The organism is Candidatus Palauibacter australiensis (assembly GCA_026705295.1).
Classification (GTDB): Bacteria; Gemmatimonadota; Gemmatimonadetes; order Palauibacterales; family Palauibacteraceae; genus Palauibacter; species Palauibacter australiensis.
In genome coordinates, this window is record JAPPBA010000155.1 from 54,486 (window position 1) to 66,005 (window position 11,520).

Genomic DNA, 11,520 nt, shown 5'->3' on the forward strand with positions numbered 1-11,520 from the left:
TATATCACAGAACTTCGTCGAGGACGGCCAGAAGCGCCTCCAACTCGTCGAGCGTGTGCTCGCCCATGTGTCCGATCCGGAACGACGGCTGCTTCAGGGGCCCGTAGCCCGCCGCCACGGTGTATCCGTGCGCCAGCGCGCGGGAGACGACCTCGGGACCCGTCAGACCGTCCGGAAGCATGATGACGGTCACGCAGGGCGAACGGTAGCCTTCCGGCGCGAGCACGCGCCACGGCCGGCCCGTGCGCGCGGCCGTTCGGTCCACCCATTCGTACGTCCGGCGGGCCATCGCGTCATGTCGCTCCCAGCGCGCCTCCAGCCCTTCCTCCATCATCCGGTTCAACTGCCGTTCGAGGGCGAAGAAGAGGGAGACGGCCGGGGTATTCGGCGTCTGCCAGCGCTCAAGGTTCTTCTCGAACTTGAGGATGTCGAAGTAGAAGCCGCGGTGTTCGACCTCCTTCGCGCGGGCAAGCGCCCGCTCGGACGCGACGGCCAGTGCGAGGCCTGGGGGCAGCGCCACCGCCTTCTGCGACCCCGTGAGAACGAAGTCCAATCCCCACTCGTCGGTCTCCACCGGCGCCCCCGCCAGGGATGAGACCGTATCGACCGCGATCAGCACGTCGTCGAACTCGTGGACGACGGCGGCGAGTTCCTCCAGCGGATTGAGGACGCCGGTCGAACTCTCCGAGTGGACGACGGTGACGAGGTCGTACCGGCCCGGCGCCGCGGCGAGCGCGTCGCGCAGCCGCTCCGGCAGGTTCGGCTCGCCCCACTCCGCCTCGAGCGCGTCCGCGGGGCGCCCCGTCGCTTCGGCGATCGCGTGGAACCGCTTGCTGAACGACCCGTTCGTGAGGCAGAGGACGCGGCGGCGCGTGAGGTTCGTGATCGCCGCCTCCATCATGCCGGTGGCGGACGAGGTCGACAGGTACACCGGGCGCGACGTCCGGAAGAGTCGCGACGCGGACGGTTGCATCGCTTCCACGAGGCCCGAGACCTCGGCGCTCCGGTGCCCGACGACGGGTCGCCGCATGGCGTCGAACAGATCCGGAGGGACTTCGGTCGGGCCGGGCAGAAAGAAGCGGCCGAACGAGATGGGCGGGCTCATGGCGGGAGATGGTATCGCCCCCGGGGGCCTGTCGCCAATCGTTCGCTCGCGGTCCTCGCGCAGTCCGGTTGACGCGCCGCCGGAGGGGCAAGATTTTCCGGCCCGAACAGGGGGTTCTCCACATGCGATACGTCACGATCACCGACCTGTCCCCGGAAGATGTGCTCGACCGCGCGAAAAGCTTCTTCGGCGAGCACTCCGGGCTTCGGGTTCACGAGGAGACCGACGCATCCGTCACCTTCGCCGGCGAGATCGGTCTCGCCCGCTTCGCGGTCGACCGCGCGGGCGGCCACACGAACGTCCGCGTGGAGACGGACCGCGTCGTGGGCCTCGACGTGACCGACCTCGCGAAGCGTTTCCTCTACACCCTACGCAACGTCCACTGAGAATGAACGCCATCACGGTTCGCCTCATCATGCCCGACCGCTGGCTCGAGCACGTGGCCGACCTGCCGGCCGACACGACCGTGGCCGACGCCAAGGCCTTCGGAATCCGCGCGATGCTCCAGCGCTCCTCGGACGACCCGGGCGACTTCTACACCGAGTTCGCCGAGCGCCGCATCCGCGACGAAACGCGCACCCTCGCCGACGTGGGGATTGGGTCGCGCGGCGTCCTCTCGATCCGCGCCTACGACCTCGGCCACTACCCCCCCTTCCGGGGCTAGCAGACAGAATCCCGGTCCGCGTTTCGAGGCCATTCGCATTTCCTGATGTCGCGCGATATCATGAATCATGATGTCTATTCATGATTCCAAGCGTGAGGTCGAGCGGATGCGTGACGCGGGGCGGGCGCGCGAGCCTGTCCAGGTCTACCTTGCGCCCTCCGAACGGAGGCGCTTGGAGCGGCTGCGAGAAACCCTCGATACGACCAAGTCGGACGTGCTGAGGAAGGGTCTCAAGGCGCTGGAATCCCAACTCCTGGATCCGGATCGCCACCCGGCGCTCTCGATCGTTGGCCTCTTCCGCGGGACGCCATGCGAAGGCGAAGCGAGTCTGGATGTCGCGCGCGCTCACGATGAAGTTCTTGCCGACGCCGAGATCCACTCGTGGTCATCCGACCGGAGCGGTGAGTCCGGCGGCGGCTCGAAGTGAGAGCGGTATTCGTCGATACCAGCGCCTGGTATCCCTTGGCTGACGGCGCACACCCGGATCATCAGGCGCTTGTCGAGGCTCTCCGCGTCCGGGTTCGGCGGGGCGTCGCCGTCGTGACTTCCAACCTCGTGGTTGCCGAGAGCCACGCGCTGTTGCTGCGGCGCGTGGGGCGAGAGGTTGCGCTCGCTTTCCTCGAAGCGGTCCGGCGACCTCCAAATCGGATCGAGCATGTGACACCGGCACGCGAAGACGTGGCTGTCGACGAGTGGATCCGACGTTTCACGGACCAGGATTTTTCGCTCGCCGACGCCACGAGCTTCGCTATCATGTCCGAGCTGCGGATCCACGAAGCGTTGACACTCGATCGACACTTCGGGACGGCGGGATTCGTCATGGTCCCCGCCGCGACCTGAACGGGCTCGTCAGGCTGGGGGCGTCCACACGGCGGCGACCGCCGGATCCGGGGCGGGGAGGCGGTCGGGGTGGAGCAGTCCGCCGAGGATCTCGACGCCGGTGACGAAGCGGGGACCCGAGCGGTTGAAGTAGGAGGAGGCGTCGACGACCCAGGTGCGGCCGTCGGCGACCGCGCGCGGCGCCACCTCCCGCAGACGTTCGGCGTGCGCGTCGGCATCGGCCCGCGCTGCCTCCAAGCCGTAGCCGCACGGCATGAGGAGGAGCGCGTCGGGATCGAGATCTCCCATCTCCTCCCACGACACCTCGCGGGAGGGCTGCCCCGCCTCGCCCGCCAGGTTCCGGCCGCCGGCAAGCTCGACCATCTCGGGCACCCAGTGACCGGGCGCGAACGGCGGATCGAACCATTCGATCCCGAGCACCCCGGGCGCGTCCGCGTCCCCCACCGCCTCGCGCACCGCGTCGAGTCGCTTCCGGAGCGATCCCCCCGCGTCCCGGGCGACGTCCGGATCGCCCGCGGCGCGCGCCACCTGCGTGATCGAGGCGAGGATGTCCTCGATCGTATGGGCGTCGAGCGAGACGACCTCGGCCTCGATCCCGCGCCCCCCGAGCGCCTCCTGCACCTCGTCGGTCGGCACGGCGCACACGTCGCACACGGCTTGAGTGAGGATGACGTCCGGATCGAGCCTTTCGAGGACGGCCCCGTCGATCTCGTACACGCTGCCGTGTTCGACCATGGCCTGTCGCACGGCGGCGTCGATCTCCCCGCTCGTGAGGCCCTCCGGGTCGAAGCGGGGGCGGCTGACGCGAGGACGGTCGAGCAGGTGCGGCGGGTGATCGCACTCGTGCGAGATGCCGACGAGACTCTCGCCGAGACCGAGCGCGTCGACGATCTCGGTGCCGGACGCGAGGAGCGAGACGATGCGCATCAGTACTGCGGCATCGCGGGATCGATCTCCTCGGCCCACGCGAGGATCCCCCCCGCGAGGTTCACGGCGTGCTCGAACCCGACCGCGCGCAGGTACTCGACGGCGCGGTCGCCGCGGGGGCCCGAGCGGCAGTGGATGACGAGGGGTTCCGACGCGTCCAGGCTCTCCACCGCCTCCGGGAGCGTGGCGAGCGGCACGAGCCGCGCCCCCGCCTCCTCCAGGTTGCAGATCGCCCACTCGTAGTCTTCGCGTACGTCGATGAGCTGGAAACGCTCGCCGGCGTCGACCCGGCGCTTCAGTTCGTGTACGTCGATGTCGAGGCCGTGCAAGGCGCCCTCCGTTTCCGTGCGATCCTCCGCGCCGCCGCCGGTCTCCCCGCAGAAGCGCTCGTAGTCGATGAGTTCCGTCACCGTCGGCTCCGGGCCGCACACCACGCACTCGGCGTCACGGGCGATGTCCAGCGAGCGGAACTCCATGCGGAGCGCGTCGATGAGGAGCAGGCGTCCGGCGAGCGTGTCGCCGATCCCCGCCAGCCACTTGATCGCCTCGTTTGCCTGGATCGATCCCACGATGCCGGGCAGGACCCCGAGCACCCCGGCTTCCGCGCAATTCGGCACGAGATCCGGAGGCGGAGGATCCCGGAACAGGCAGCGATAGCAGGGGCCATCCGGAGCCGCGAACACCGACGCCTGACCCTCTAAGCGGAGGATGGCCCCGTACGCGAACGGTATCCCGAGCATCACGCAGGCATCGTTCACGAGATACCGGGTCGGGAAGTTGTCGCTGCCGTCGATGACGAAGTCCCATCCCTCGAGAATCTCGAACGCGTTCCCCGAATCCAGGCGCGTCTCGAAGGTCTCGACGGCGACGTCCGGGTTCAGCCCCGCGAGCCGCGCCCGGGCGGAGGCGAGCTTCGGCGTCCCGACCGCATCCGTGTCGTATAGCACCTGGCGCTGCAGGTTCGAGAGTTCCACGCGGTCGTGGTCCACGAGGCCGAGCCGTCCCACCCCCGCCGCAGCGAGGTAGAGCGCGGCCGGCGAACCCAACCCGCCCGCGCCCACGATGAGCACGCTCGAAGCCAGCAGGCGCCGCTGGCCCTCCACCCCCACCTCGGGGATGCTGACGTGACGTCCGTAGCGGACGAGTTCGTCGCGCGAGAGGCCGCGGTTCATCCGTTCCTCAGCCGTAGGGCGCGAGGGCGTCGCCGAGCGCCGCCATGTTCGCGGCGATACCCGGCGCCCACCGGAAGACCGAGGAACCGGCCACGAACACCGACGCCCCCGCCGCGGCGCACACGGGCGCGGACGCGGGATCGATCCCCCCGTCCACCTGGATGGCCGGCGGAGCCAGCCCGCGATCCGCGGCCATCCGAAGCACCGTGGAAATCTTCGGCACCGCCTCGGCGATGAACTTCTGTCCTCCAAACCCCGGGTTCACCGTCATCACGAGGACGAGATCCACGTATCCCAGGACTTCCGACAGCGTCTCCGCGGGCGTGGCCGGGTTGAGCGCGACGCCGGCGTAGCAGCCAAGCTCCCGGATCCGGTGCAGGTCCCCGTGCAGGTGGGCCGACACCTCCTGGTGGACCGTGAGCATGTCGGCCCCGGCCGCCGCGAACGGCTCGAGGAACTCGCCGGGGTTGTCGATCATCAGGTGCACGTCGAGGAAGGAGTCGGACACGGCGCGCAACGACTCCAGCACCGGCAGCCCGATCGTGAGGTTGGGGACGAAGTGCCCGTCCATGACGTCGAGTTGGAACCACTCCGCGCCCGCCGCCTCCGCCTCGGCCACCTCCGCACCCAGCCGCGCGTAGTCCGCGGCGAGGATCGACGGGGCGATCACCATCCCCCCGGGCAGCTCCCGATTCAGTCCGCGCTCAGTCACGATCCCATGCTCCCTCGCGATCCCATGCTCTCTGCAGTCTCCGTGGCGCCAAGGCGTCAGATCAGGTGGAGCCGCTCGCCCACCTTCTTCAGGGCGGCGAGGGCGGCGTCGATGTGTTCTCGCTCGTGCGCGGCCGACAACTGACAGCGGATCCGGGCCTCCCCGCGCGGGACCACCGGATATCCGAACCCGATGACGAACACGCCCTCGCGCAGCAGTTCGCGGCTGAGCCGGATCGCATCCGCCGTCCTTCCGATGATGACGGGGACGATGGGCGTGCCGCCGGGAATCGGCTTGTATCCGAGTTCGATCAACCCCTCCCGATAATACTCCGTGTTGTCGCGGAGCCGGGCCACGAGTTCCGGGTGCGCCTCCAGGTGCTCGATCGCGGCCATGGCCCCGGCCGCCGAATGGCAGGGCAGGGCGTTGGTGAACAACTGGGTGCGCGACGCCTGGACGAGATAGTCGATGACGGCTTCGGAGCTGGCCGTGAAGCCGCCCGCCATGCCCCCGAGCGCCTTGCCGACCGTCGACGTGACGATGTCGACCTCGCCGTGCATCCCGAAGTGCTCGGGCGTCCCCCGTCCCGTGTCGCCCAGCACCCCCGTCGAGTGCGAGTCGTCCACGGCCATGATCGCGTCGTAGCGGTCGCACAGTTCCCGGATCTCCGGGAGCGGCGCGATCTCCCCCTCCATCGAGAAGATGCCGTCCGTGATGACGAGCCGGTGGCGCGCGTCGCGGCTCGCCTCGAGGGCCTCGCGCAGGGAGTCCATGTCCATGTGGTCGTAGATGAAGCGGCGCGCCTTGCAGAGGCGGATTCCGTCGATGATGCAGGCGTGGTTGAGCCGGTCCGAGATCAGGGCGTCATCCGCGCCCAGGAGTGGCGCGAAGAGGCCCTCGTTCGCGTTCCACGCGGAGGTGTAGGTGAGGGAGGCCGGCGTCTCGAGGAAGTCCGCGATCTTCGCCTCGAGTTCGCGGTGGATGTCGAACGTCCCGCAGATGAAGCGCACCGAGGAGGTCCCCGCGCCGTACTCGTCCACCCCGTCCTTCACCGCCTTCATCACCGAGGGTTCGTCGCACAGGCCCAGGTAGTTGTTCGAGCACATGTTGATGGTCTCGCCCAGGCCATCGATGTCCACGACGGGAGCCTGCCGCCCCATGATGTGCAGCAGTTCCTTGTGAACCCCGTTCTCCCTCATCTCCCCGAGTTCGGAGACGAGGCGGTGCTCGAGGCCCCGGTTCACATTCGACATCATCACATCCCGCTCCTCATACAGTGTCATGATCGCGTCGTCCCGGATCGCATCGCTCAGGGGTAGAGGTCGCCGACCCGCTTGTCGGTGGCCCACGCGGTGTCCACACGGATTCTGGGGCGCGACCCCCAGTTGCCGCACGAGATGAAGCCTCGCAACTGCCCGCGGACATGGAGGACGCGATCGGTCCCCGCCTCGCGAAGCTCGGGGCTGAGGCCGTCGAGCGCGAATACCCGCTGGCCGCCGATCCACCCCGGGCCGAACAGCCAGCACCCGGCCGCCTCGCGAATCGTCCCCTCGCCCCACGTGCGGATGCCGGAGAATCCTCCGCTGTCCGTCGCGACGAGCGTGCCGAGATCGATGTCGGTCGCGGTGCGGACCCGGTAGCGCCCGGGGGTCTCGAGCGTGATGGGCCGTGCCTCGTAGAAGCTGACGTGCTGGGGCGCGCACATGGTGCGGAAGGTGCTCCGCCGGGCCGCGAGGTCGATCGAGGAGTCGGTGACCGCAAGCGTGGCGGTGTCCAGCCGGCCGCACTGGTCCTCGGACACGGGCCCGCCGAACTCGAAGGAGAACGGCGCACCCACCTCGACCGTCTCCGGATACGCGACCCAGGTGACGAGCGCCTCGCTGGGGGCGCCCTCCCCGATCCGCCAGCACCCGGCCGCCAGCAGCGCGGCGGCGGCGAAGGCCGGGACGACGGGGGCGGCGGCGCGCGCCACGGGGACCGGGCTGCTAGTCCAGCATGAGGACGACCTTCGCCGCCTCGCCGGAATACATGGAGTCGAACCCTTCCGCGAAGCGGTCGAACGGGAGCCGGTGGGTGATGACCGGCTCGACATCGAGACGCCCCGACGCCAGGAAGTCCCGCATCTCGATCCACGTCCGGTACATGAGCCGCCCCACCACGCCGTACACGTGGAGACCCTTGAAGATGACGTCGCGCGCGAGGTCGACTTCCACCGGGTCCTTCGGCAGCCCCAGCAGCCGGACGTGCCCGCCGTTGCGGCACATGCGGAACGCGGAGCGCACGCCCTCGGGGTGTCCGCTCATCTCGCACACCACGTGCGCCCCGTAGCCGTGCGTGACGTCGGCGATCCGCGCCTCCACGTCGCCGTCGGCCGGGTCGAGGCAGTCGTGCGCGCCCATCCGCGCCGCGAGTTCCCGCCGCCCCTCGTGCGGCTCGACCGCGATGACCCTGGAGGCTCCCGCCGCGCGCGCGATCCCGACGGCGAACAGGCCGATCGGGCCGCAGCCGACCACGGCGACGACCCGCCCCGCCACGTCCGTGTGCAGAACCGTGTGGAAAGCGTTCCCGAGCGGGTCGAACACCGCCGCCAGGTCGTCGTCGATGGAGTCGGGGACGTGGATGATGTTCGCCGCGGGGATGGAGACGTACTCCGCGAAGGCGCCGTCCCGGTCGATGCCGATGATCCGCGTGTCCCGGCACACGTGCGCCTGCTCGGTGCCGCAGTACTCGCAGTGTCCGCAGACCAGGTGCCCCTCCGCCGAGACGCGGTCGCCGACCTCGATGTTCCGCACCAGCCGGCCGGTCTCGACGACCTCTCCCATGAATTCGTGGCCGAGCGTGACGGGCGGATTCACGCGATGCCGCGACCAGCGGTCCCACTGGTGAATGTGCAGGTCCGTGCCGCAGATCCCTGCTCGCCGCACCTTCACGAGCACGTCGCGGGAGCGAATCTCGGGCACCGGCGCGTCGCACAGCACGAGGCCGGGGGCCGGCCCGGGTTTGCGGATCGCTTTCATGGCGACGGAAGATGGCTGCTAGTGTCGTGTCCCGGAAATACCCCGGCCATTCGAGCGCCGCTGCATCCGCCGGAGGGTCTGACCAGGCGGCAAGCGCCGGGAACCCGGGGGGGCGGCCTTCCGTACGATGCTTCAGCGGGGAGCCGCTGACGGCCGCGGGGCGCCGTCCCGGCGGCCTCGCGACCATTCTGGAGTCGGATCGGACCTGTGCGCACGACGACAAGGAAACGGCCGGACTGGCGATACCGGTTCGCCTCATCGCGTTCCCGTGGCCGCGAGCGGGCCGTGTGGTGGGGCGGGATGCTCGCCTCCGCCCTCCTGCACGCGTTCCTCCTCCTCGCGTGGGTGCGCCCCGTGCCCGAGTTCGATCCGGCGGCCCGGTCCGGCGAGGATCCGGATCTTCTCGCCGGCGGAGGCGGCCTGAGGGCGCTCAGGGTGTCCATGCCCCGGCGGGTCGAGATCCCTCCGCCGCCTCGGCCCGTCCTCGCCGTCGACATGCCCGAGATCCAGGTCCGCGAGGCGGAGATCGAGGTCGCCTCCGAACTGCTCCCCGTCGGTGCGCCGGCACCGTCGGCCGGTCTCGGGGCCGGGTTCGGCGCCGGCGAGGAAGGAGCGGGCGGCGGCGAGGGCGACGGCTACGTGTCGCCCGTGCCGAGGTCCGTCGTGCCGCACTGGGACCCGCCGAGCGCCGTCCGCGGCATGGAGGTGACGGTGCGCGTCTTCGTCGACGCGACCGGGCGTCCCAGCCTGGTTGAACTGGATCCCCCGACCCCGGATGAGGACTTCAACCGCGACATCATGCGCCAGGTGCGGGGGTGGGAGTACCGCCCCGCGCTCCGCCACGGGACCCCGGTCGACGGCTGGGCCGAGATCACCTTCATCTTCTGACACCTTCCGACCCCCTCCGCCGCGTCCGCGGATGACCGTTTGACGACCGGTTGATCCGCTCCCCGATCCTCGGGCAGGAATCGGACCTGGTATGGGGGAGGTGAGGGGTGTGGGATCTGAATCGCGCGGAACGCAAGGCAATGGGCGCGGCGCTCGTACTCGTGGGGGTGAGTCTCGTGACGCGCACCCTCCTCGCCCCCGACCCGGGCCGGCTTGAAGGTCTCGAAGCGATCGACCCCGCGACGGATCTGGCGGGCGTCGAGGGCGAGGTCGTCGCTGCGCTGACCCGGGAGCGGCGGGCGCAGACGCCGCTCGCCGATGGGGAACGGATCGACGTGAACCGCGCCCCGGCCGACGAGTTGCGCCGGCTGCCCGGAGTCGGTCCGAGCTTGGCGGAGGCTCTCATCGACGAGCGGCAACATGCTCCGTTCCGCGAAACGGCCGACCTGGAACGGGTCAGTGGAGTGGGAGAGGTCACCGCGCGCCGCCTTGCGCCGCATATCCGTTTCGAGCCCGGGGCGCCCCGCCTGGCTCCCGCGCCCGCCGCGCCCCTCCTGGCTCCCGCTGGCGCCGCGCCGATGGCGACGGGCTGTCCACCCGGCGGCGGACGGATCGATCTCAACCGGGCCGATCGCGCACAACTCGAGAGCCTGTCCGGCATCGGGCCCGCCCTCGCGGCCCGCATCATCGACGACCGAAGCGAGAACGGACCGTTCAAAACGCCCGAGGCCGTCACCCGCGTCCGGGGCATCGGGGCACGCACGCTCGCCCGCTTCCGGGAACAGCTATGCGCGGGTACGCGGTGACGCCTTCCCGGGCCGCGGCCACCCCGGCCCCGAAGCGGAAGCGGCCGGCGCCGGATCCGAAGGTCCTTCGTCTCATCCCGGCGGAGTTTGCGAGTCGGCATCTCGTGCTCCCGCTGCGGCGCACCGGCCGGACGCTCTCCGTCGCGATGGCGGACCCGTCCGACGCGGCGCTCATCGACGACTTGCAGTTCCTCACCCAGTTCGAGATCGACGCTGTTGGAGTGGGAGAACACACGCTCCGCCAACGGATCGACCGGAGCTATGAAGCCGCCACGACCCGCAAGAGCGGGGGCGCGGTGGAGGCGTCCGGGGCGCCGCCGGCCGAAGCCGGTGCGGCCGAAGCGGGTTCGGCCGAAGCGGGTGAGGAACCGGCCGTCAGGCTCATCAACGACATCCTCGGCGATGCGGTACATCGCGGCGCCTCGGACATTCACTTCGAACCGTACGAAGGTGAATTGAGGGTCCGCTATCGCCTCGATGGGAGACTGCGCGAGATCATGCGGCCGCCCTTCCAACTGGCGGCCGCCCTGACGTCCCGCCTCAAGATCCTGGCGGACTTGAACATCGCGGAGCGCCGGATTCCACAGGACGGCCGGATCCGCATGCCGGTCGCCGACAGAGTCATCGACTTCCGGGTCTCGACGCTACCCACGCTGTTCGGTGAAAAAGTCGTCCTCCGAATCCTCGACAGGGAGCGGCAGGCCTTCGATCTCGAATCCTTCGGGATGGAGACGCGCGCGGAGCGCGAGCTGCTCGCGGCGATCGCCCAGACGTCGGGCATGGTCCTGGTCACGGGCCCCACGGGATCCGGGAAGACGACGACGCTCTACAGCGCACTCGCGCGACTCAACACGCCCGAGGCGAACATCATGACCGCCGAGGATCCGGTCGAGTACAGCATCGAAGGCATCAACCAGGTCCAGGTTCGTCCGAAGATCGGTCTTACCTTCGCCACGACGCTTCGCGCCTTCCTGCGGCAGGACCCCAACATCCTCATGGTGGGCGAGATCCGCGACCGCGAGACGGGCGGCATCGCGGTGAAGGCGGCGCTCACCGGCCACCTCGTGCTCTCCACCCTCCACACCAATGACGCCGCGTCGACCGCGACGCGACTCGTCGATATGGGGATCGAAGCGTTCAACGTGGCCGTCGCCGTCAAGGTCATCACGGCCCAGCGGCTCGTCGGCCGGATCTGTCCCGATTGCCGGGTCGAAACGAGCTACGCAGCCGAGATCCTCCGTTCTGTCGGACTGGAAGCGGGCGGGCGCGGCCCGGGTGCCTTCTACCGCGGCGCGGGCTGCGGGTCGTGCGACGGGTCGGGGTACTCGGGGCGTCAGGGCCTGTATGAGGTCCTTCCCATGTCTCCCGCGATCCGCCGGCTCGTCCTGG

At 69.8% G+C, this 11,520-nt stretch carries 14 protein-coding genes; 6 read left to right on the forward strand and 8 right to left on the reverse strand.

What is annotated here, in order from left to right; genetic code table 11:
- Positions 1-4: 4 nt before the first annotated feature.
- Positions 5-1,105, reverse strand: a complete 1,101-nt coding sequence (locus OXN85_13020) for an alanine--glyoxylate aminotransferase family protein (GenBank protein MCY3600881.1) — start codon at positions 1,103-1,105, stop codon at positions 5-7.
- A 122-nt stretch (positions 1,106-1,227) separates the two neighbouring features.
- On the opposite strand from OXN85_13020, the gene OXN85_13025 reads away from it, so the two are divergent.
- Both OXN85_13025 and OXN85_13030 read left to right on the forward strand, forming a co-directional pair.
- The gene (locus OXN85_13025) at positions 1,228-1,491 is read left to right on the forward strand and encodes a hypothetical protein (GenBank protein ID MCY3600882.1); all 264 of its coding nucleotides are present in this window, start codon (positions 1,228-1,230) and stop codon (positions 1,489-1,491) included.
- A 2-nt stretch (positions 1,492-1,493) separates the two neighbouring features.
- Positions 1,494-1,769, forward strand: a complete 276-nt coding sequence (locus OXN85_13030) for a hypothetical protein (GenBank protein MCY3600883.1) — start codon at positions 1,494-1,496, stop codon at positions 1,767-1,769.
- 58 nt (positions 1,770-1,827) lie between these two features.
- Here OXN85_13030 and OXN85_13035 read toward each other — a convergent pair whose 3' ends face one another.
- Complete coding sequence (locus tag OXN85_13035) at positions 1,828-2,148, reverse strand: hypothetical protein (GenBank protein ID MCY3600884.1); 321 nt, start codon at positions 2,146-2,148, stop codon at positions 1,828-1,830.
- A gap of 44 nt (positions 2,149-2,192) precedes the next feature.
- Between OXN85_13035 and OXN85_13040 the strand changes: the two genes are divergently transcribed.
- Complete coding sequence (locus OXN85_13040) at positions 2,193-2,609, forward strand: PIN domain-containing protein (protein ID MCY3600885.1); 417 nt, start codon at positions 2,193-2,195, stop codon at positions 2,607-2,609.
- Between the two features lie 9 nt (positions 2,610-2,618).
- Here the strand turns inward: OXN85_13040 and OXN85_13045 are convergent, their stop codons facing one another.
- The 6 genes from OXN85_13045 to tdh form a co-directional block, all read right to left on the reverse strand.
- Positions 2,619-3,536: a cobalamin-binding protein gene (locus OXN85_13045; protein MCY3600886.1), complete on the reverse strand. Its 918-nt coding sequence runs from the start codon at positions 3,534-3,536 to the stop codon at positions 2,619-2,621.
- Complete coding sequence (gene moeB, locus OXN85_13050; protein MCY3600887.1) at positions 3,536-4,708, reverse strand: molybdopterin-synthase adenylyltransferase MoeB; 1,173 nt, start codon at positions 4,706-4,708, stop codon at positions 3,536-3,538. The genes OXN85_13045 and moeB overlap by 1 nt, the downstream gene beginning before the upstream one ends.
- 7 nt (positions 4,709-4,715) lie before the next feature.
- Positions 4,716-5,381 (reverse strand): ribulose-phosphate 3-epimerase, encoded by a 666-nt coding sequence (gene rpe, locus OXN85_13055; protein ID MCY3600888.1) that lies wholly within the window; start codon positions 5,379-5,381, stop codon positions 4,716-4,718.
- 95 nt (positions 5,382-5,476) lie between these two features.
- Positions 5,477-6,703, reverse strand: a complete 1,227-nt coding sequence (locus OXN85_13060; protein ID MCY3600889.1) for a glycine C-acetyltransferase — start codon at positions 6,701-6,703, stop codon at positions 5,477-5,479.
- Between the two features lie 26 nt (positions 6,704-6,729).
- On the reverse strand, positions 6,730-7,392 hold the full coding sequence (locus tag OXN85_13065) for a hypothetical protein (GenBank protein MCY3600890.1): 663 nt from the start codon (positions 7,390-7,392) through the stop codon (positions 6,730-6,732).
- Between the two features lie 13 nt (positions 7,393-7,405).
- Positions 7,406-8,437, reverse strand: coding sequence for an L-threonine 3-dehydrogenase (tdh, locus tag OXN85_13070; protein ID MCY3600891.1), 1,032 nt, complete (start codon positions 8,435-8,437; stop codon positions 7,406-7,408).
- A 207-nt stretch (positions 8,438-8,644) separates the two neighbouring features.
- Between tdh and OXN85_13075 the strand changes: the two genes are divergently transcribed.
- From OXN85_13075 to OXN85_13085, 3 genes are all read left to right on the forward strand, one after another.
- Positions 8,645-9,325 (forward strand): energy transducer TonB, encoded by a 681-nt coding sequence (locus tag OXN85_13075; protein MCY3600892.1) that lies wholly within the window; start codon positions 8,645-8,647, stop codon positions 9,323-9,325.
- A 107-nt stretch (positions 9,326-9,432) separates the two neighbouring features.
- On the forward strand, positions 9,433-10,131 hold the full coding sequence (locus tag OXN85_13080; GenBank protein MCY3600893.1) for a helix-hairpin-helix domain-containing protein: 699 nt from the start codon (positions 9,433-9,435) through the stop codon (positions 10,129-10,131).
- Positions 10,113-11,520: ATPase, T2SS/T4P/T4SS family (locus tag OXN85_13085; GenBank protein MCY3600894.1), on the forward strand; the 1,408-nt coding region annotated here is incomplete at its 3' end. The genes OXN85_13080 and OXN85_13085, both read left to right, overlap by 19 nt.

Coding starts and splice junctions, on each gene's coding strand:
- tdh (MCY3600891.1), bottom strand. CDS start 8,437: ATGAAAGCGATCCGCAAACCCGGGCCGGCCCCCGGCCTCGTGCTGTGC.
- OXN85_13025 (MCY3600882.1), top strand. CDS start 1,228: ATGCGATACGTCACGATCACCGACCTGTCCCCGGAAGATGTGCTCGAC.
- moeB (MCY3600887.1), bottom strand. CDS start 4,708: ATGAACCGCGGCCTCTCGCGCGACGAACTCGTCCGCTACGGACGTCAC.
- OXN85_13020 (MCY3600881.1), bottom strand. CDS start 1,105: ATGAGCCCGCCCATCTCGTTCGGCCGCTTCTTTCTGCCCGGCCCGACC.
- OXN85_13060 (MCY3600889.1), bottom strand. CDS start 6,703: ATGACACTGTATGAGGAGCGGGATGTGATGATGTCGAATGTGAACCGG.
- OXN85_13030 (MCY3600883.1), top strand. CDS start 1,494: ATGAACGCCATCACGGTTCGCCTCATCATGCCCGACCGCTGGCTCGAG.
- OXN85_13045 (MCY3600886.1), bottom strand. CDS start 3,536: ATGCGCATCGTCTCGCTCCTCGCGTCCGGCACCGAGATCGTCGACGCG.
- rpe (MCY3600888.1), bottom strand. CDS start 5,381: ATGGTGATCGCCCCGTCGATCCTCGCCGCGGACTACGCGCGGCTGGGT.